Source organism: Pseudoduganella sp. (assembly GCF_041914865.1).
Classification (GTDB): domain Bacteria; phylum Pseudomonadota; class Gammaproteobacteria; order Burkholderiales; family Burkholderiaceae_D; genus Rugamonas.
The window spans coordinates 21,479-39,924 of the sequence record NZ_JAYSCO010000039.1 but is presented as its reverse complement, the minus strand read 5'-3'; the positions used below and the strand labels follow the sequence as shown (position 1 = coordinate 39,924).

The window sequence follows — 18,446 nt, the reverse complement described above, 5'->3', positions numbered from 1 at the left end:
CGATGAAACTGGTCGACAAAAAGATCTACCTCGCTTCCAAGAGCCCGCGCCGGCGCGAATTGCTGCGCCAGATCGGCGTGGACTTCGAACTGCTGCTGCTGCGCAGCGACGGCCCGCGCGGGCCGGACGTCAGCGAAGAAGTGCTGCCCGGCGAAGAGCCGCTGGCCTACGTCGGCCGCGTGGCCCAGGAAAAAGCCGATTTCGCCTGGGACATCATCCAGAAACGGCGCCTGATCCTGCGCCCCGTGCTGTGCGCCGACACCACCGTCACCATCGACGGCGAAATCCTCGGCAAGCCGGCCAATATGAACGAAGCGGTGACCATGCTGCACAAGCTCTCCGGCCGCACGCACCAGGTGCTGACCTCCGTCGCCGTGCATGCGCAGGACTTCTCCGGCCACATCACCCAGGTGTCCGACGTCCGCTTCGGCAAATTGAGCGAAGCCGAGATCAAAGCCTATTGCGCCACCACCGAGCCTTACGACAAGGCCGGCGGCTACGGCATCCAGGGCCTGGCCGCCCTGTTTGTAGAACACATCGAAGGCAGTCATTCCGGCATCATGGGCCTGCCGCTGTATGAAACGGCGCAGCTGCTGCGCCAGGCAGGATTGAAACTCCCCTGATGAACGAAGACATCCTCATTAATATCACCCCGCAGGAAACCCGCGTCGCCCTGGTAGTGCAAGGCGCCGTGCAGGAACTGCACATCGAACGCACCCTGACGCGCGGCCTGGCCGGCAACGTCTACTCCGGCAAGGTGGTGCGCGTGCTGCCCGGCATGCAGTCGGCCTTCATCGACATCGGCCTGGAACGCGCCGCCTTCCTGCACGTGGCCGACATCTGGGAAGCGCGCCCGCACGACGGCAACCAGAACGCCACCCCGACCCCGATCGAAAAGCTGCTGTTCGACGGCCAGGTGCTGACCGTACAGGTCATCAAAGACCCGATCGGCACCAAGGGCGCGCGCCTGTCGACCCAGATTTCGATCGCCGGCCGCATGCTGGTCTACCTGCCGCAGGACGGCCACATCGGCATCTCGCAGAAGATCGAAAAAGAGTCCGACCGCGAAGCCCTGCGCGCGCGCATGCAAAGCCTGCTGCCGCCCGAGGAAAAAGGCGGCTACATCGTGCGCACGCAGGCGGAAGAAGCCTCCGACGCCGACCTGCAGGCCGACATCGAATACCTGCGCAAAACCTGGGGCGCCATCTGCCACGGCGCGCGCACCCTGCCGCCGACCTCCCTGCTGCACCAGGACTTGAACCTGGCGCAGCGCGTGCTGCGCGACTTCGTGCACGACGAGACCGCCACCATCCAGGTCGACTCGCGCGAGAACTTCGTCGCCCTGACCGAGTTCGGCAGCGTGTACACCCCGTCCGTCCTGCCACGCCTGGCGCACTACACCGGCGAGCGCCCGCTGTTCGACCTGTACGGCGTGGAGGAAGAAATCCACCGCGCGCTGGGCCGCCGCGTCGACTTGAAGTCCGGCGGCTACCTGATCGTCGACCAGACCGAGGCCATGACCACGATCGACGTCAACACCGGCGGCTTCGTGGGCGGACGCAATTTCGCCGACACCATCTTCAAGACCAACCTGGAAGCCGCGCACGCCATCGCCCGCCAGCTGCGCCTGCGCAACCTGGGCGGCATCATCATCCTCGACTTCATCGACATGGAAAACAACGAGCACCGCAACGCCGTGCTCGCCGAATTGAAGAAAGCGCTGGCGCGCGACCGCACCAAGGTATCGGTGTCCGGCTTCTCCGCCCTGGGCCTGGTCGAGATGACGCGCAAGCGCACGCGCGAATCGCTGGCCCACATCCTGTGCGAACCCTGCCCCGCCTGCGAAGGCAAAGGCCAGGTCAAGACCTCGCGCACGATCTGCTACGAGATCCTGCGCGAGCTGCTGCGCGAAGCCAAACAGTTCAACCCGCGCGAATTCCGCATCCTCGCCTCGCAGGAAGTGGTCGACCTCTTCCTCGAAGAAGAATCGCAGCACCTCGCCATGCTGGGCGACTTCATCGGCAAGAAAATCTCCCTCCAGGTAGAAACCAGCTACCACCAGGAACAATACGACGTCATCCTGATGTAATAGAAAAAAATGGGGACGTACCCTATTTTTCCGCTCGGCGGAAAAATAGGGTACGTCCCCATTTTTTTTCTCACGGCGTAGCGAAGACCGGATCCGGCAGGCCTTGCAGGCTTGGGGCTTCGCGTGCGCCGTCCAGGTCCAGGACGATGACTTCGTTGTCGCCTTCGCGCAGCCATGGCGCCGGCAGGAACAGGCCCTGTTGCGGGCCGACGCGCCAGTAGCGGCCGAGGTGGTGGCCGTTCACCCATACGTGCCCTTTGCCCAAGCCGCGCGTATCGAGGAAGGTGCCGCCCTTGCCATCCACGCGGAAGCTGCCGCGCCAGAACGTGGGGGCGGACCGCTCGGGTACGCCGCGCCTGAAGCGCAGGCCGGACAGGTCGGCCAGCGGCAGCGTGTACACCTCCCAGTCCAGCAGCGCCTTGCCGCCAAGGCTGGCCTGGCGCACCAGGCCTTTGCGCTCGTCCGCCAGTTGCGGGCCGAAGTTGATGCGGCCCATATTCTCCACCAGCACATCGAGTACGCCGCCGGCCTTCAGGTCGATCTCGGTGCTGCTCTCATTGCGGCGGCGGTCGAGCGTGGCGACGGTGCTGCCATCGGCCAGCACATGGGCGTAGTCGCGCACCACGCCCAGCTCCAGCTTGCCCGCTGCGGCGGTAGCGAAGCGCTTGCGGTACAGGATGAAGCCGTAGCCCTGGCCATACGCCTCCATATTGCGCGTCAGGCGTGAGTGGACCGGCGCGGGCAGCGCTTCCAGCATCGGCGCCGATTCCTGCAGCGTAAAGCGCGGCACGGCAATGGTCGGCGCGCTCGCCGGCAGGTCGGGCAGACGCTCGCCGGGCGGCAAGTGGCGCGTGATGGCGGCGCGGATGGCGTGGAACTTTGCGGTCGGCCGGCCGGCTTCGTCGATGGCGGCGTCGTAGTCGTAGCTGGTGGTGTCGGGCTGGTAGGTGGTGCCGCTGCTGTTCGCGCCGGGCATCCAGCCGAAACTGGTGCCGCCGTGCGCCATATAGAGGTTGAAGGAAATGCCCTGCCCCAGCATCCAGTCCACCGCTTCCGCCGCCATGGCGGGCCTGGTGGTGTGGTGCCGCTCGCCCCAGTGGTCGAACCAGCCAGCCCAGTATTCGCCCGACATGCGCGGCACGCCTTGGCGGAAGGCGTCCAGCTGGGCAAAGGCTTCCTTCACATCGCTCACGCTGCCGGCAAAATTCACCACTGCGGTCACGCCGGGCAGCGTGCCACGGTCCAGCAGGGTGGGATCGGGGCCGTCGGAGGTGAACAGCGGCAGGTCGAAGCCGGCTTCGCGCAACTGGCGCTGGATGGCGTTCATGTAATCGCGGTCGTCGCCGTAGGAGCCGTATTCGTTCTCCACCTGCACCATCAGGATCGGGCCGCCGCGCGAGGACAGCAGCGGCGCCACTTCCTGCGCCACGCGCTTGAAGAAGCGCCCGGTCGCGCTGAGGAAGCGCGGATCCATGCTGCGCACGCGCAGGCCGGGCGTCCGCAGCAGCCAGGCCGGGAAGCCGCCGAAATCGAGCTCCGCGCACACATAGGGACCTGGCCGCAGGATCACTTTCAGCCCCACATCGCGCGCGGTGCGGATAAAGGCCGCGAGGTCGAGGTTGCCGCTGAAATCAAAGCGTCCCGGTTCCATCTCATGCTGGTTCCAGAACACATAGGTGGTGACCGTGTTGAGGCCCATGGCGCGCATTTGCTGCAGCCGCTCGCGCCACAGCTGGTGCGGGACGCGCGCGTAATGCATTTCGCCGGAACGGATGACGTAAGGTTTGCCATCCAGCTCGAAATGGTCGCCCACCGGCGCGAAATGCGGCACGGCCCTGGGTGCTGCCTGCGCGCCCATGGTTACCGCCATCAAGGCCAGCGCGGCCAGGCGCTTTACCCCTGTGTAATGCATTACGGTCTCCCCAGGTTTTCATTTATCTGGAAAGTGTAAGCAACGAAAGGTAAAACGTAAATAATTATTTCAGATACGAAAGTTGGCGACCAAGGTCCTTAGCTTTACAGCACAACGACTTCGTCACTGAAGCCATCTTCGATCCTGGCGCCGGCACAGAGCACCGAGTAGATTGCACAGCCCAGCTTTTCTTTCTCCTGCTTGAGCGTGGAGAGGAATTCCGCCGACAAGGTGCAATCGCCGTCCGAAATCATCAGGATGTCGGCTTTGAGATAATCGTTTTCCGACGCCACCACGTGCAAGGCTTTCCTGAGCGGTGTTTCGAAATCGGTGCCGCCGCCAAAGCCCTGCCGCAGGAAGCGCAGCAATCCGGCGGCATGGTTGCCAGCGTCCATCGAGAACGCCCGCACCTCGTTGGCGGCGCCGAACAGCAGCACATGCAATGAGCGATTTTCCCTGGCGAGAATGCGCGCGATCGCCAGCAGCAAGGCTTTCGCCTTCAGCATCGGCGCTCCCTGCATGCTTTGCGACGTATCGAGGCAGGCGACGACAGGGCCGGTACGCTGTTTACTCTCCTCTGCCTGCGCGACTTCAGCGGGCATCGTGCCTTTCAGCTCGTAGGACAGGAGATTCCCCTCCAGCAGGCGGGCGTAAAACAGTACTTCCAGCGTATCGTCTTCGAGGTTCAGCAGTTCGTTTGGCAGCATGCGCATCACATCGTCGCTGCGGTGCGTACCATGCACCTCGCTGCGGCATGCGGCGGGTACTCTGGACTTTTTCTTCTTCTCTTCCGATATGTAGTTGCGCCCCAGCTTGTGCACCAGGTCTTTGATCCGGTTATTGGCCTGCATGGTTTGCGCCAAACCCGTGAAATCCTCATCGCAGGCGATCAAGTCCTCATACGAAAACTGTGCGCCGGGACAGGCGGCAAGGAAGGCCTTGGCCTGATCGTATTTGGCCGAAATATCGGACAGCGTCCCGCGCAGGCTTGCAAGACGCTGGCGCACAGGGGCCGGGATGTCTTCGTCTGCAATTTCCGCCTCGTAGGCCTGCATCGCCGCCAGCTCCGAGCGGATTTGCCGGATGCTTTCCTCATTCAGCGCCTGCTTGCGGAAATGGTCTGCCTGCGCATCCCAGTCCGGTTCGGGCGCGGAGTCTTGCGCGCCGTCCCAGTCCCACAGGCGCCATTTCGTTGCGCCGAGTTTCAGGCTGGCGGTACGTTTAAGGGCAGCCATCGTTGGCTCCCACGTTTCATTCGGCAAAAGCGAAAGGGCGCGGTCGACCAGGCTATTCGTGCGGAAATCCTGTTCGCTGTAGTTCACGCATTTGGTCGCAAATGCGTGGCAATTCTTGAAGACCAGGCCATAGAAGCTCCGCTCGCCGACGTGGGTGTCGGCGCCATGCGCGACCTGGCCGCATCCTACGGCGCCATTGCTATCGCACGATACGTAAATCCGCCGCCCCAGCATACTCTTCGAGGTAAAACTCTGTGCGCTATCCAGGCATACGGAGCTCTCCGCGAAGCCGTCGACCACGATGTTCGAGATCTTGCCGTCGCCAACATAAATCCCGGAGTGTTCCGCAGCCACCCACAGGTCGCAGTACAGCACACTGCCCGGCACCGGCTGCACCTTGTCGCGGAATGTACTGTCGATGAAGTACTTGACCGCTTTGAGGCCGATGGAACTGGCCAGTTTCCCGGCCAACCAAAGTGGGTTCATCATGGTCGCTTACAGCCAGATGTTATCGGCTACCTGCTGCGCAAAAAGGCTCAGCGAATCGCCGCGCGCGACCGGTTCGGCGGCGCGGCCTTGCGACTGCATGCGCAGTGCCGGACGGTTCTCCTTCGCGTCCCATTGCCAGGTTGTGGCGAAATCCCAATGCAGTGAGTTTTCAAAGTATGACTGCTTGTACAACGCCTCATCCAGGGTCTTGCCATCGCCGCCGCCAGGTTCATCGATTCCCAAAAACTCGTTCCATGCGACGTTCTGGGCTAAGTGGTCCATGTTGCCAGCCGCGATCCGCCGGAATCTATTGTTGAGGAGGAATGCCCCGAACCTCGAGCCGGTCGACATCTCAAATTTGGCCAATGCACACTGCTTGATGGAGGAACTCCCATCCTTCTTGCCAACGCCAGCAAAATCGCCGCCCCCGCCAATATCGAAACTCAGTTCCCCGGTAACGAAACAGCGCTCGACCACGCAACCATCTTTGAGGCCGCCGGCAATCCCACCGCCGGTATCCCGCCCCGCATCTTTCGCATTCCATTTGGAGTTCAGCACAGCCAGGCAGTCGGAAATCCGGGAAGCTGCAACGTCTCCCGACAACAGGAAGGACCCGGACTGGCAGCTGGAAATCACGCAGTTGCGCACATTGCCGCGAACCAGTTCGACGTCGGTCGAGATGCGCGCAATGGATGCGCCTTCCGCCTGCCTGGTAAGACACAGGCCATGCAGGACAAGGTCGCTGATCCCGGAGTCGTCGAGGATGGCGTCGAAAAGCGCATGCGCCGCCTTCCCATTGTGGCGATAGGTAACAGCGTGCCCGCCGCCATCGTAATGCCCCCGGAAGCGGACCTTGAGCCAGACAGCGATATCGCTGCAGTCGATATCAGCGGTTTGGCGGAAGTGGAAGCCCGCGCCTCCCACATCGGCATCCGTAAGCCGCTCCAGGTCCTCGTAGGACGCGATCAAGAATGGATCCAGCTTGCTACCTGAACCAGACAAACCCTTGACCGCCAGCGCCTGGCGTGGGGACAGCGCAGCGCTATCCGCCTGGATCGCTGGCGCGAGCATATCCGCGCCCCCGCCGCCGGAAGTGGCAACGCTATGCGCCCTCAAGCGGTTAAGGATCAGTTCCGCCACCTTGCCCTTGTTATCGTGGTGGTTCCACAAGCAGTCCTTCAGCAGGAGCACATCGGAGTAATCGACACACTCGCGCCCATTGGTGGCGGCCGATACGCGCAACAGCTTGATCACCTTCCGCAGACGCCTGTCCGACAGGCTTTCGCGGTTGTCCTCCTTGAAGGTGGCCTTATGCTCGATCCAGATGCGCTGCACCAGCTCCGCGATCTCCTGCGGGATTTCGACGCGCGCACTGCGGTCCTGGATAGTCTGCAGGTCGTCGTCATTCAGCCGCACCTCGACCGGCTTGTCCACGTGCGGCGCGAACAGGCGCAGCAGGCCGTCGTCGCTGACATAGTCGACAAAGCCGCGCAGCAGGAAGCGGTCGTACAGCGCATTGAGTTCATCCTGCCCGACCGGAAGCTCGTTGGAGGCGCCGATCAGGGCGCGCAAGGGCACCTCCATGGCCTCTGTGCCGTTGTGGTAGCGGCGCTCGTTCAGGATCGTCAGCAAGGAGTTCAGGATCGAGGAACTGGCCTTGAACACCTCGTCCAGGAAGGCCAGCTTCACGGAAGGCAGGTAGCCTGCCGTATTGCGCCGGAAGCGGTCCGCTTTCAACTCGCTGATCGAGAGCGGGCCGAAGATTTCCTCGGGCGTCGAGAATTTGGTCAACAGGTATTCGAAATGGCCGCCCTCCCCGCCATCCAGGCTGGCGGCAATGCGCCGCGCGATCAAACTCTTACCGGTACCGGGTGGCCCGACCAGGATCACATTTTCGCCGGCCAGCACCGCAAGCAGGGCGAGACGAATGACACTTTCGCGCTCGACGAGTCCATCATTTAACTGGTTCAATAGGGCCTGGATTCTGGTTTTCATTCGGTGCCGATTTAATAGTTTCAAATAGGGAACAGTTAATACTATAAATACATTTAACAGCCCAACGCAAACGAAAGAATTAATCTGCTTTGCTTGCAGGTTTAAATGTTTCAATTTGTATTGAGACAATTTATTTGTTCAGTACTGATATTTTTAGAGTTACCATGGTGAAACATTCTGGAGGGGAGAACTCACAATGAAGAACCTGAAAATCGGCACACGTCTTGGCTTGGCGTTCGCTGTGGTGCTACTGCTGCTGGCGGTGATGACGGTGGTGGGCATCCTGCGCCTGCAAAGCGCAAGCGTGAAGACGGAGGCGCTGGTGGCGGAGAATGTGCGCAATGAGCGCCTGGTCGCCGAGTGGCAGAAAGTGGTCGAGGTGAATGCGGCGCGCACCACGGCGGCCTATATGGTGTCCGACCCGGCGCAGCAGAAATCGATTGAAGCACAGATGGCGGCCGCCTCCGGCCGCGCCACCGAAATCCAGGACTTGCTGGGCAAGATCCTGACCCACCCTGCTTCGCGCGCGGCGTATGAAAAAGTGCTGGCCAACCGCAAGGCCTACGTCGACCAGCGCAAGGCCGTCTACAAGGCCAAGGCCGAGGGCGATATGGAAACCGCCGCGCGCCTGTTCGTGGACATGGAGGCGCGCCGCGTGAGCTACCTGGGCGCGCTGGATGAAGTGACGGAAGCGGAACACAAAAACCTGGATGCGATTGCCGACGAAATCCAGGCCGGCAACCGCAGCGGTCGCAACCTGCTGATCACGCTGGGCGTGGCGGCAGTGGGGCTGGGCGTGGGCTTTGCGTGGATGACCACGCGCTCCATCGTCAAGCCGCTCAACGTTGCGGTGGAGATCGCGCAAACCGTGGCCAACGGCGACTTGAGCCGCCGCATCGAGGCGCATGGCGAGGACGAGCCGGCGCAGCTGCTGAAGGCGCTGAAGTCGATGAACGACAGCCTGGCCGGCATCGTGACCGAGGTGCGCCAGGGCACGGAGAGCATTGCCACTGCGTCGCAGCAAATCGCGTCCGGCAACCACGACCTGTCGTCTCGCACTGAGCACCAGGCCAGCACGCTGGAGGAAACCGCGTCGTCCATGGAGCAGCTGACTTCCGCCGTGCGCAATAACGCCGACAATGCGCGCACCGCGCGCGAGCTGGCGGCGACGGCTTCGGACGTGGCGACGCGCGGCGGCACGGTGGTGAACGAAGTGGTGAACACCATGGGTTCGATCAACGCCGCCTCGACCCGCATCGTGGACATCATTTCCGTGATCGACGGCATCGCGTTCCAGACCAATATCCTGGCCCTGAATGCGGCGGTGGAAGCGGCGCGCGCCGGTGAGCAGGGGCGCGGCTTTGCGGTGGTGGCAAGCGAAGTGCGCAACCTGGCCCAGCGCAGCGCGCAGGCGGCGGGCGAAATCAAGGACCTGATCAACGATACGGTGCAGCAGGTGCAGGCCGGCAGCGCGCTGGTGAACCAGGCCGGCAGCACCATGAACGAAGTGGTGGCCAGCATCCAGCGCGTGACGTCGATCATGTCCGAGATCGCCACCGCCAGCAGCGAGCAGACGGTGGGCATTGAGCAGGTCAACCAGGCGATCGTTCAGCTGGATAATGTGACGCAGCAGAACGCGGCGCTGGTGGAACAGGCGGCGGCTGCGGCCAGCGCCATGCAGGACGAAGCGGGCCGCCTGACCGGCCAGGTGGGCCGCTTCAAGCTGGCCGGCCAGCCGGCCCAGGCGCGCGCGCGCCTGGCCATCTGATCAGCTATTGCTGGCTGCCTGCACCAGGCAGCTGGAGAGTTTGTCGAAGTGCTGCAGCGCCGCTTGCGTGAGTTCGATCTGCTTGCGGCGCGAGTCTTCGGTATCGCTCAGCATGATCCAGCCTTTTTCGCGCATCGAGGTCAGGCGGTTATGCACCGTGGCCGGCGCACCCAATTCCTTATGGCCCAGCATATCGCGCACCGACAGGCGCGCCTGTTCCTGGCCGGCGCGCGCGATGATGCCAAGGATGCGCTCCTCCAGCGGGTCGAGCGCCGGCAGGGACGGCAAGCCGCGCAGCGCTTCGGCCAATTGCAGGAAGCGCAGGTAGATGTCAGCGGGTCGTTTCGGGCCAGTCATAGCGGGCAAATTTTAGCATGCGCTCATGCCGGGCGCGGCACGCGTAACAGCATGGCCTTGGCGGTATAAATGACGATCAGCGTGCCGGCCAGGTCGCCGATGAACATGACCAGGAAGCCGCTGACGATATTGGCGTCCCCGCGCAAGGCGAACCACAAGTGGTGCAGCAAGGGGCTGGCCAGCGCGCAGCCGACGGCGCACAGCAGTAACGTTTTCGGCGTGAGGTTGGCCAGCGAGGCGCGCAGGCCGTGGCGCTGGCTGGCGGCCAGGTACACCAGGTAGGGGCCGACGGCGCCAGCAAAAGCGCCCATGGTGGAGCGCAGCACATCGCCCGGGAAGTAGTACAGCATGCAGGCGATCCAGCCCGAAACCAGCAGGCCCAGCGCGCCGGCGCCGCCGAACAGCAGCGTGCAGAGCAGGCGCGTGCCGGCTGGCAGGTAGATCCAGCCTATCCCTTGCAGGAATTCGGTTTGGCGGAACAGCGGTTCGTTGAGCGCCATCATGCTGCCGTGCATGGCCATGGCTGCCAGGAACATGAAGAAACGCAGGCGCAGGTTCAGCATGGGCTTTGCGTGGTCAGCATCGGCGCGAGTGCTTGCGCCAGCAATTGCGGCTGCTCCAGCGGGATCAGGTGCCCTGCCCCGGCGATTACCTGCAGGCGGGCGCCGGGAATGCCTTGCGCCAGCTCCTGCGCTTCGTCCAGGCTGCGCAGCTGGTCCTCGGCGCCGTGCAGCACCAGCGTCGGGCACGTGATGTCCGACAGCTGCGCGGTATCGGTGCTGCGCACGATCAGCGACTGGCGGATGAAGACTTCCCGCCCCAGCCTTTCGCCCATGGCGCGCACTTGCGCCACCAGCGCTTCATTCGCGGCATTGGCGGGATGCAGCGATTGCGCGATGGCGGCGCGGCCCAGGCCCCGGAAAGGGCCGAGCGGCGTCGCGCGCGCGGCCTTGCCGCGCTGCTCGGCCATCAAGGGCGGGTCGGCGCGGCTGGAACTGGCCACCAGCGCCAGCGCTGTCACCCGCTGCGGCGCCAGGCGCACGATCTCGCGCGCCACATAGCCGCCCATGGAAAAGCCGAGCAAGGCGAAACGCCCAGGGCAGCGCGCCAGCACCGCCTGCGCCATGGCGGCAATGCTGTCGCCTTGCGCCAGGCTGGCAAAATGCAGCGGCGCATCCGGCGGCAGGTGGGGCAGCATGCCGTCCCACAGCGCGTCGTCCAGCATATAGCCGGGGACCAGGACCAGTGGCGTCATCGCGGCGCCAGCATCGGTTCCAGGGTCTGCCAGACCTGCCCGGCGCTGATGCCGTGCATGCAGTTCTGGTGGCCGAGCGGGCACTCGCGCTGGCGGCACGGCGAGCATTCCAGGCGCAGCGAAATCGAGGCGGCCAGGTCGGAGAACGGCGGCGCATGATCGGGGTCGGTCGGGCCGTAGATCGCGATCACCGGGCGGTTCAGCGCGGAGGCAATGTGCAGCAGGCCGGAATCGTTGCTGACCACCGCCGCCGAACGCGCGATCAGGGCTACCGCGTCGGCCAGGCTGGTCTTGCCGGCCAGGCTGGACAGGCCTTCGGGAGCGCCTGCCGCTGCGATGACTTCATTGCAGGTGTCGGCATCCTTGGGCGAGCCAAGCAGGGCCACCTGCGCCTGCGGGTCGCGCGCCAGGATGTGCCGCGCGAGCTGGCCGAAATGGGCCGGCGGCCAGCGCTTGGCGCCGCCGAACTCCGCGCCCGGCGCGAACACCACCAGCGGCCGCGCCGGGTCCAGGCCGACCTTGGCGCAGGCCGCCGCCACCTGCCCGGCGCTGGCGGCCATGCGCGGCTTGGGCAGGCCGGCGCGCAGCGGCGCGCGCGGCGCGTCCGCCAGCGCCGCGTAGAACGGCACCATGGGGCGCGGCGGCGTATCGTCGAAATGCATCACGTTGACCAGGCCATAGCGGCTTTCGCCCTTGTAGCCGACGCGGCGCGGAATGCCGGCCAGCCAGGGGATCAGGGCGTACTTCAGGGTATTGGGCAGGATGTAGGCATCGACATAGCCGCGCTGGCGCAGCAGCCGCGCATAGCGCCAGCGCTCCTTCAGCTGCAGCGCGCCATGGCGGAACGGCGTTTCCAGCACCTCGGCCACTTCCTCCATCTGGCGCCAGACCGGCGACACGGCGGGCGGCGCCAGCACGTCGATCGGGCGCCCGGGGTGGGCCGCCTTCAGCAGCTGCAGCAGCGGCTGCGCCATCACGGCGTCACCGATCCAGTTGGGCGAAATCACCAGCGTACGGCCGGAATGCAAAGTCATGTTGTCCATTTTTCCAAATGCAGTAACCAGCCATTATTACCGATTGCAGCAACGGCAACAACACGCGCCGGCCCGCGGCGCCACAGGGCCGGCTGCTATAATCAGGCACTTTTCAGTCCCCACCATTATTGCGCAGTCCCATGCTGGAAACACAAGATCTAACGCCCGCCAAGACACGACTGCACGCCAATCTGCTGGCCTTCGCCCTGCCGGCCCTGGCCCTGACCACCTCCTTCGGCATCGGCGCCATCCAGGCCCTGGCGCTGATCCTGTTTGCCTGGCATTTCCGCCACGGCGTGTTCGATTGCTACCGCGACAACTGGCGCAGCGTGCGCCCGCTGGTGCTGGCGTTTGGCGCCTTCTTCCTGTTTTCGCTGCTGCGCATGGTGCTCGACCAGCAGCCGCTACGCACGCTGGACGGCCCCTCGCGCATGCTGTTCGGCCTGGCCTGCATCGGCGTGTTCTGCCACCTGCGGCCGCAGCCGCGCCACTTCTGGCTCGGCCTGTGCTATGGCACCCTGGCCGCCGCCGCGCTGGCCGTGCTGCAGACCCAGTTCTGGGGCATGCCGCGCGCCGAAGGCTTTACCCATCATGCGATCACCTTCGGCGACCTGGCCCTGGCCATGGGGCTGATGTCGATCTGCAGCCTGAATACCTCGCGCGAACTGCGCTACCTGCCGGCCCTGGCCCTGCTGGCCGGCATCGTCGCCTCCGCCCTGTCGGCCTCGCGCGGCGGCTGGCTGGCCTTCCCGCTGGTGGCGCTGCCGCTGGCGCGCTACGGCTACCAGATGCACGGCAAGCGCATGCTGGTGGCGCTGGGCATGGCGGCCGCCCTGTGCGTGCTGGCCTACCTGGTGCCGGCCACCGGCGTGGCGCAGCGCGTGGCGGAAGCCGTGTCCGACATCCAGGGCTACCTGGCGCGCGGCGACGCCACCACCTCGGTGGCGATCCGGCTCGAATTGTGGAAAGCCTCCTGGCTGATGTTCATCGACAACCCGTGGCTGGGCGTGGGGCGCGACAACTTCGACATCGCCCTGCACGCGCTGGCCGCCCAAGGCATGATCCAGAACTCGCCCGCGCTCGGCTTCAGCAGCAGCCATAACGACGCGCTGCACTTCCTGGCCACCGGCGGCCTGCTCGATTTCAGCCTGCTGCTGGTGATGTACGCGGCACCGTTCCAGTTCTTCCGCCATATGCTGCACGCCAGCGACCAGGGGCAGCGCCCGCTGGCCCTGGCCGGCATGGTGATGGTGCTGTGCTTCGTCGGCTTCGGCCTGACCGACACCATGTTCTGGCTGATGGCGCCCAAGCTGTTCTACGTCACCATGGTATGCAGCCTGGCCGGCATCTGCCTGCACCTGACGCGCGGCGCCAGTGCGCCGCGCCGCATCCTGGTCACGCGCACCGACAATATCGGCGACGTGGTGCTGACCCTGCCGATCGCCGGCTGGCTGAAACAGCGCTACCCGGGCGTGCACATCACCTTCCTGGTGCGGCGCTACGCGGCCCACACCGTGGGCCAGTGCCGCCACGTGGATGAAGTGGTGGCCGTGGAAGACCATCCCGACCTGGCGCAGCACTTGCGCAGCGCCGGCTACGATACGGTGCTGCTGGCCTTCCCCAAACGCAGCATCGCCATGGCCGCCTGGCGCGCCGGCATCGGCCACCGCATCGGCACCAGCCACCGCTTCTACCACTGGTTCACCTGCAACGACATGGTGCGCTTCAGCCGCGTCAAATCGCAGCTGCACGAAGCGCAGCTGAATTTCGAACTGCTGCGTCCTTTGGGCTTGCAGCAGGTGCCGCCGCTGCAGGAAGTCTGGCCGCTGTACGGGCTGCAGGCGCCGGCCAGCGACAAGGTCGACGCCCTGCTGGGCGGGCAAGGCTACCACCTGATCCTGCACACCAAATCCAACGGCAACGGCCGCGAATGGCCGCTGGCCCATTTCACGCAGCTGGCGCGCCTGCTGCAGGCCTACGGCGATGTGAAGCTGTGGCTGACCGGCAGCGCGGCGGAAGGCGAATTGCTGGCGCAGCAGGCGCCCGCGCTGCTGGCCCTGCCCAATGTGAACAATGTGTGCGGCAAACTGGACCTGCGCGAGCTGCTGGCCCTGATCGGCCGCGCCGACGGCCTGGTGGCCAGCGGCACCGGCCCGCTGCACCTGTCGGCAGCGCTGGGCCGCCCTACCCTGGGGCTGTTCCCGCCGATCAAACCGATTGATATTGCGCGCTGGGGCGCGCTGGGCGCCCAGGCCGAAAACCTGGCCGCCGCCCAGGCCTGCGGCCAATGCCAGGACAAGGCAGCCTGCCGCTGCATGGAAGCGATCACCCCGCAGCAGGTGTGCGATGTGATCGTGCGCTGGCGCCGGCAGCGCCAGGAGCGCCAGAGCGCTTAGTCGCGCAGCGCCACGCGCACCAGGTCGGCCACGTTGTCCACGCCCAGCTTGGCCATCAGGCGTGCCTTGTGGACTTCCACGGTGCGCACGCTGATGTTCAGCTCCGGCGCGATTTCGCGGTTATGGCGGCCCATCACCACCAGTTCAAACACCTCGCGCTCGCGCGGCGTCAGCTCGGCCAGCAGCTGGTCGCGCTGGTTGCGGCGGTCCTGGTCCTGGCGCTGGCGCTGCTGCATCGAGAACGCCTCCTCGATGGCGGCGATCAGCTTATCCTCATCGAACGGCTTCTCCAGGAAATCCACCGCGCGCGCCTTGAAGGCCTCGCGCGCCGAACTCACGTCGCCATGGCCGGTCACGATAATCACCGGCAGCAGGCACTCCATCTCGCTTAGCTTGCGCTGCAGCGCCAGGCCGTCCATGCCGGACATGCGGATGTCGGCCACCAGGCAGCCCGCCCACTCGGGCTGGTAAGCCTGCAGGAAAGCCTCGGCGCTGGCGAAAACAGCGGTGCGGTAGCCGCGCACGCCGAGCAGCAAGCCCAGTGCATCGCGCAGCGAAGGATCATCGTCAACGATGAAAACGGTAAGGTTGGGGGACACGTTCATTCTCCAGAATCCAGCGCCGGCAGTATAAAACGAAAGACGCCATGCGCGGCAACTTCGGCCCACAAAGTCCCGCCGTGGGCCTCCACAATGGCGCGGCTCAGCACCAGGCCCAGGCCCATGCCGCTGGCCTTGGTCGAGACGAAAGGCTCGAACAGGCGCGCCGCCGCCTCCTCCGTCAGGCCGCTGCCGCTGTCCTCCACCGTGAAGCGCAGCCTGCCGCCCACGTTCTCGGCCACGATGCTGATGCTGCGCTGTCCGGCCGGCTGCGCGCGTACCGCATCCAGCGCATTGGCCAGCAGGTTGCGCAGCACCAGTTCAATCTGCAGGCGGTCCACCTGCACCGCCAGCGCCGGCGCCGGCGCCACGGCCAGCTGCACCCCATGCTCATGGAACTGCGGCCGGAACTGCTGCACGATGCCCGCCATCAAAGCCGCCGCGCCCACCGTTTCCAGCTGCATGGCGCCGGTACGGAAGAAATCGCGCAGGCGGCGCACCACCTCCGCCGCGCGCGCCGACTCGTTGATCATCTGGCCGATGGCGTTCCTCAGCAGCTCGCCCGTCTCGCCGCGCGCCAGCAAATGTTCGCACGCCTTGCCGTACACCGCCAGCGCCGTCATCGGCTGGTTCAATTCATGCGCCAGCGCCGCCGCCATCTCGCCCGCCGCCGCCAGGCGCAAGGTCTGCTTCAGCTCCTCCGCCACCTGGCGCCGCTCGTCGACCACGATACCGATAAAGAAGCCCACCAGCGCCAGCACCGCGTCCAGCAGCTGCAGCTCCGACACCGTGATGTTGTTGGCCTGGTTAGCCTTGACCAGCGTGACGATCGCCAGCTGCAGCACGAACACCACCAGCGCCGCGCCATGCACGCCCTGGCGCGAAGCGGCCCAGATCAAAGGCAGGAACAGGAAATAGAAGTGCTTGAACTCGGACGTCATGATGTAGCCGAACACCGCCCACAGCACGAAGATGGCCAGCGCCAGGTAACCCAGGGTCTCCGGCCGCCAGGTCGCCGCGCGCAGGCGCGCCCGGCCCTCCGGGGTAGCGAGCTTCAGCAGCAGCGGCATGCTGACCACCACACCCACCATATCGCCGAATCCGAAACGCCAGGCGGCACGCAGCCAGACCTCCCACGGCACCAGTCCCTGCCAGGCCAGCAGCGAAATATGGATCACCGCATTCAGCATGGTGCCGGTCGCCACCAGCGCCAGCCAGCGGTAGAAGCTGCGGCGCGAGGCGAAGATCGAAGCCCCCGCCAGCGCCTTGCGCAGCGCCTCGCCCAGCAAGCCGTAAGCGCAGGTCAGCCAGCCCGCCGTCAGGACGGTGCCAAGCGGCCCGCCCGGCATGCCGCGCACCAGCACGTCGCCCGCCACCAGGGCCAGGAACCAGGGCAAGGCCGCGCGCCGCCCATACACCAGCCAGAACACCAGGCCCAGCGCCGTATCCGGATTCCAAGGCGTGATGTTGAGCCCAAGCAAGGGTTCGACATAGCTCAGCCAGTCAAAAAGCAGGTAGACCAGTATAAAACCAGCTGCCGGCAACAGAGGAGGAAAGCGCATGGGAAAAATTCGCAACTAAGTGTTTTACGTAACCGACAGACGTGAAGCAGGAATCACACATGAAGCAACACGCATTGATTCACAGCAACACATAAGCGGAACGCGTACGAAAACCTACAGTATTGCCGCACCAATGCGGTGCAATTAGCATTGTCGGATTGTAACGCACTGTTTCGCTTTTATAACACCATGTATCAGCACGCTATCACCCTGCGTTCCGGGCTGGAACCCAAATCGCCGCTGTCCCGTTTTACGGCAGGGCTGAAGCTGCACATGCGCGCCCTGGGCGCCCCGCGCCTGACGCGCGGCTGGCTCGACCTGCTCAATTCCCACGCTGCCTTGCGCGAGCTGGCCGCCCTGCAGCCGCGCCTGATCCACAAGATCTACCGCCCCTGGCTCAGCAAGCGCTACTGCCAGCACGGCCGCCTGGCCGCCCTCGCCGACCACTACCGCTTCATCCTGCAGCAAGGCTTGGGCGAAGCCACGGTGCAAGCCGCGCGCCACGGGCTGGAGCTGGCCAGCTTCACGGGAAAATCGGGCGCACACTATACCATCGAACTGCGCGCCGTCGTGCCGATGGAACGGGAGGGCGAGCTGGTGCTGCAGCTGCTGTGCCAGGGCACCCTGGTGTACTCGCTGGCCTTCTCCTTCATGCAGGAAGGCCAGGCGCGCCAGATCGGCATTGGCTGCGTGCAAGGCCCGCAATGCGGCGGCGGCCTCGAACTGGGGCGCGAGGCGACACGCGACCTGCACGGCCTGCGCCCGAAGAACCTGCTGATCAAGCTGGTCAGCCAGCTCGGCCACGCCTGGGGCTGCGAGCGCCTGGTCCTGGTGGGCAACAGCAACCGCACCGTGTGCGGCAAATCGATCCGCAAAGGCAAGGTCAAAGCCTGCTACGACAGCCTGTGGCAGGAAATGGGCGCCGCCAGCCGTCCCGATGGCGACTGGCAGCTGCCGTGCAGCCCGCTGCAGGCGCCGGACATGGAACAAATTCCATCGAAGAAACGCGCCGAAATGCGCCGCCGCCACGATTTGATGACCCAGATCAATCTTTCGGTACTGGCGAAAATGGCGCCTGCAAAAGTGGCATAAGCGGGTGTAGAATCGAAGCGTTACGCAGCCTGTGCGTAGGACAAGTTGAAGGGAGATGAAGATGCGCCTGGATATCTATCGTCGCGCCGAACACAACGGCATTTTTTCCTACCTCGCCGTGCCCGAGGGCAAACCCATCCCACAAGAAGCCATCAATACCGACTGGCTGCCAGCTGAGCAATCACTGGAAGTAGAAGACGACGTGCAAGCCCTGCCCGACTACCACATCGACAAGCTGACCCAGCAGATGGGGAGCAAAGGCTACGCCATCACCTCCCTGAAAGACATGTAAAGGAAAAAATGGGGAAAAAAAATGGGGACGTACCCCATTTAATTGGCAACTTTTTCCCGCAGGAAAAAAGTTGCCAATTAAATGGGGTACGTCCCCATTTTTTTCAGCCGAACAGATCGTCGAGTCCAGGGGGGCGGGTGCTGGCTTGCGGCTTGGCGCGGCCTTTGCGGCCGGTGAACTCTTCTTCGATGTTGTCGCGGTAGAAGCTCCAGGCGCTGCCGGTGCTGGAGAAGCGTTGCCAGATGTCGCGGCTGACGCTGTCGTAGTCGATCGCGCTGCCGTCGTCGAACTCGACGCGCAGCACGCGCGTGCGTTCGTCGTAGCCAATCGCGCGCAGCTTGCCGGCGTTGATGCGTTTCATCTCCATGGGC

Annotated in this window: 16 protein-coding genes; 6 read left to right on the top strand and 10 right to left on the bottom strand. The window is 64.6% G+C overall.

Annotated elements, in window-relative coordinates:
- Positions 1-2 precede the first annotated feature (2 nt).
- Positions 3-623 carry a nucleoside triphosphate pyrophosphatase gene (locus tag ACE3TQ_RS17740; protein ID WP_374583615.1) on the top strand — a complete coding sequence of 207 codons (621 nt, stop codon included), beginning with the start codon at positions 3-5 and terminating at the stop codon, positions 621-623.
- The gene (rng, locus tag ACE3TQ_RS17735) at positions 623-2,089 is read left to right on the top strand and encodes a ribonuclease G (protein ID WP_374583614.1); all 1,467 of its coding nucleotides are present in this window, start codon (positions 623-625) and stop codon (positions 2,087-2,089) included. The genes ACE3TQ_RS17740 and rng overlap by 1 nt, the downstream gene beginning before the upstream one ends.
- Before the next feature lie 70 nt (positions 2,090-2,159).
- Here the strand turns inward: rng and ACE3TQ_RS17730 are convergent, their stop codons facing one another.
- The 3 genes from ACE3TQ_RS17730 to ACE3TQ_RS17720 form a co-directional block, all read right to left on the bottom strand.
- Entirely contained in the window at positions 2,160-4,001 is a 1,842-nt protein-coding gene (locus tag ACE3TQ_RS17730; protein ID WP_374583613.1) for a beta-galactosidase family protein, read from the bottom strand.
- A gap of 104 nt (positions 4,002-4,105) precedes the next feature.
- Positions 4,106-5,725, bottom strand: coding sequence for a VWA domain-containing protein (locus ACE3TQ_RS17725; protein ID WP_374583612.1), 1,620 nt, complete (start codon positions 5,723-5,725; stop codon positions 4,106-4,108).
- Between the two features lie 6 nt (positions 5,726-5,731).
- On the bottom strand, positions 5,732-7,720 hold the full coding sequence (locus ACE3TQ_RS17720; protein ID WP_374583611.1) for an AAA family ATPase: 1,989 nt from the start codon (positions 7,718-7,720) through the stop codon (positions 5,732-5,734).
- A gap of 196 nt (positions 7,721-7,916) precedes the next feature.
- Here ACE3TQ_RS17720 and ACE3TQ_RS17715 point away from each other — a divergent pair, with 196 nt between their 5' ends.
- Positions 7,917-9,488: a methyl-accepting chemotaxis protein gene (locus ACE3TQ_RS17715; RefSeq protein WP_374583610.1), complete on the top strand. Its 1,572-nt coding sequence runs from the start codon at positions 7,917-7,919 to the stop codon at positions 9,486-9,488.
- Here ACE3TQ_RS17715 and ACE3TQ_RS17710 read toward each other — a convergent pair whose 3' ends face one another.
- The 4 genes from ACE3TQ_RS17710 to waaF are packed head-to-tail and all read right to left on the bottom strand — an operon-like array spanning position 9,489 to position 12,134.
- Positions 9,489-9,845 (bottom strand): winged helix-turn-helix domain-containing protein, encoded by a 357-nt coding sequence (locus ACE3TQ_RS17710; RefSeq protein WP_374583609.1) that lies wholly within the window; start codon positions 9,843-9,845, stop codon positions 9,489-9,491. It lies immediately after the preceding gene.
- Positions 9,846-9,868: 23 nt separating this feature from the next.
- The gene (locus ACE3TQ_RS17705; RefSeq protein ID WP_374583608.1) at positions 9,869-10,408 is read right to left on the bottom strand and encodes a hypothetical protein; all 540 of its coding nucleotides are present in this window, start codon (positions 10,406-10,408) and stop codon (positions 9,869-9,871) included.
- Positions 10,402-11,100, bottom strand: coding sequence for an alpha/beta fold hydrolase (locus tag ACE3TQ_RS17700; RefSeq protein WP_374583607.1), 699 nt, complete (start codon positions 11,098-11,100; stop codon positions 10,402-10,404). The genes ACE3TQ_RS17705 and ACE3TQ_RS17700 overlap by 7 nt, the downstream gene beginning before the upstream one ends.
- Entirely contained in the window at positions 11,097-12,134 is a 1,038-nt protein-coding gene (waaF, locus tag ACE3TQ_RS17695) for a lipopolysaccharide heptosyltransferase II (RefSeq protein WP_374583606.1), read from the bottom strand. Before waaF ends, ACE3TQ_RS17700 begins: the two co-directional genes overlap by 4 nt.
- A 140-nt stretch (positions 12,135-12,274) precedes the next feature.
- Here waaF and ACE3TQ_RS17690 point away from each other — a divergent pair, with 140 nt between their 5' ends.
- Positions 12,275-14,530, top strand: a complete 2,256-nt coding sequence (locus ACE3TQ_RS17690; RefSeq protein ID WP_374583605.1) for a glycosyltransferase family 9 protein — start codon at positions 12,275-12,277, stop codon at positions 14,528-14,530.
- Here ACE3TQ_RS17690 and ACE3TQ_RS17685 read toward each other — a convergent pair.
- Positions 14,527-15,135, bottom strand: coding sequence for a response regulator transcription factor (locus tag ACE3TQ_RS17685; RefSeq protein WP_374583604.1), 609 nt, complete (start codon positions 15,133-15,135; stop codon positions 14,527-14,529). The genes ACE3TQ_RS17690 and ACE3TQ_RS17685 overlap by 4 nt on opposite strands.
- Positions 15,132-16,691 carry an ATP-binding protein gene (locus ACE3TQ_RS17680; RefSeq protein ID WP_374583603.1) on the bottom strand — a complete coding sequence of 520 codons (1,560 nt, stop codon included), beginning with the start codon at positions 16,689-16,691 and terminating at the stop codon, positions 15,132-15,134. Before ACE3TQ_RS17680 ends, ACE3TQ_RS17685 begins: the two co-directional genes overlap by 4 nt.
- A 189-nt stretch (positions 16,692-16,880) precedes the next feature.
- Here ACE3TQ_RS17680 and ACE3TQ_RS17675 point away from each other — a divergent pair, with 189 nt between their 5' ends.
- A complete protein-coding gene (locus ACE3TQ_RS17675) occupies positions 16,881-17,783 on the top strand; it encodes a VirK/YbjX family protein (RefSeq protein WP_374583602.1) in 903 nt (300 codons plus the stop codon).
- 61 nt (positions 17,784-17,844) lie between these two features.
- A complete protein-coding gene (locus tag ACE3TQ_RS17670; RefSeq protein ID WP_374583626.1) occupies positions 17,845-18,075 on the top strand; it encodes a DUF6139 family protein in 231 nt (76 codons plus the stop codon).
- 103 nt (positions 18,076-18,178) lie between these two features.
- Here ACE3TQ_RS17670 and ACE3TQ_RS17665 read toward each other — a convergent pair whose 3' ends face one another.
- On the bottom strand, positions 18,179-18,442 hold the full coding sequence (locus tag ACE3TQ_RS17665) for a KTSC domain-containing protein (RefSeq protein ID WP_374583601.1): 264 nt from the start codon (positions 18,440-18,442) through the stop codon (positions 18,179-18,181).
- Between the last annotated feature and the right edge of the window lie 4 nt (positions 18,443-18,446).

What these genes read in the sequence shown, in the direction of transcription:
- ACE3TQ_RS17740 (WP_374583615.1), top strand. Translation starts at nt 3, where the DNA reads ATGAAACTGGTCGACAAAAAGATCTACCTCGCTTCCAAGAGCCCGCGC.
- rng (WP_374583614.1), top strand. Translation starts at nt 623, where the DNA reads ATGAACGAAGACATCCTCATTAATATCACCCCGCAGGAAACCCGCGTC.
- ACE3TQ_RS17730 (WP_374583613.1), bottom strand. Translation starts at nt 4,001, where the DNA reads ATGCATTACACAGGGGTAAAGCGCCTGGCCGCGCTGGCCTTGATGGCG.
- ACE3TQ_RS17725 (WP_374583612.1), bottom strand. Translation starts at nt 5,725, where the DNA reads ATGATGAACCCACTTTGGTTGGCCGGGAAACTGGCCAGTTCCATCGGC.
- ACE3TQ_RS17720 (WP_374583611.1), bottom strand. Translation starts at nt 7,720, where the DNA reads ATGAAAACCAGAATCCAGGCCCTATTGAACCAGTTAAATGATGGACTC.
- ACE3TQ_RS17715 (WP_374583610.1), top strand. Translation starts at nt 7,917, where the DNA reads ATGAAGAACCTGAAAATCGGCACACGTCTTGGCTTGGCGTTCGCTGTG.
- ACE3TQ_RS17710 (WP_374583609.1), bottom strand. Translation starts at nt 9,845, where the DNA reads ATGACTGGCCCGAAACGACCCGCTGACATCTACCTGCGCTTCCTGCAA.
- ACE3TQ_RS17705 (WP_374583608.1), bottom strand. Translation starts at nt 10,408, where the DNA reads ATGCTGAACCTGCGCCTGCGTTTCTTCATGTTCCTGGCAGCCATGGCC.
- ACE3TQ_RS17700 (WP_374583607.1), bottom strand. Translation starts at nt 11,100, where the DNA reads ATGACGCCACTGGTCCTGGTCCCCGGCTATATGCTGGACGACGCGCTG.
- waaF (WP_374583606.1), bottom strand. Translation starts at nt 12,134, where the DNA reads ATGACTTTGCATTCCGGCCGTACGCTGGTGATTTCGCCCAACTGGATC.
- ACE3TQ_RS17690 (WP_374583605.1), top strand. Translation starts at nt 12,275, where the DNA reads ATGCTGGAAACACAAGATCTAACGCCCGCCAAGACACGACTGCACGCC.
- ACE3TQ_RS17685 (WP_374583604.1), bottom strand. Translation starts at nt 15,135, where the DNA reads ATGAACGTGTCCCCCAACCTTACCGTTTTCATCGTTGACGATGATCCT.
- ACE3TQ_RS17680 (WP_374583603.1), bottom strand. Translation starts at nt 16,691, where the DNA reads ATGCGCTTTCCTCCTCTGTTGCCGGCAGCTGGTTTTATACTGGTCTAC.
- ACE3TQ_RS17675 (WP_374583602.1), top strand. Translation starts at nt 16,881, where the DNA reads ATGTATCAGCACGCTATCACCCTGCGTTCCGGGCTGGAACCCAAATCG.
- ACE3TQ_RS17670 (WP_374583626.1), top strand. Translation starts at nt 17,845, where the DNA reads ATGCGCCTGGATATCTATCGTCGCGCCGAACACAACGGCATTTTTTCC.
- ACE3TQ_RS17665 (WP_374583601.1), bottom strand. Translation starts at nt 18,442, where the DNA reads ATGGAGATGAAACGCATCAACGCCGGCAAGCTGCGCGCGATTGGCTAC.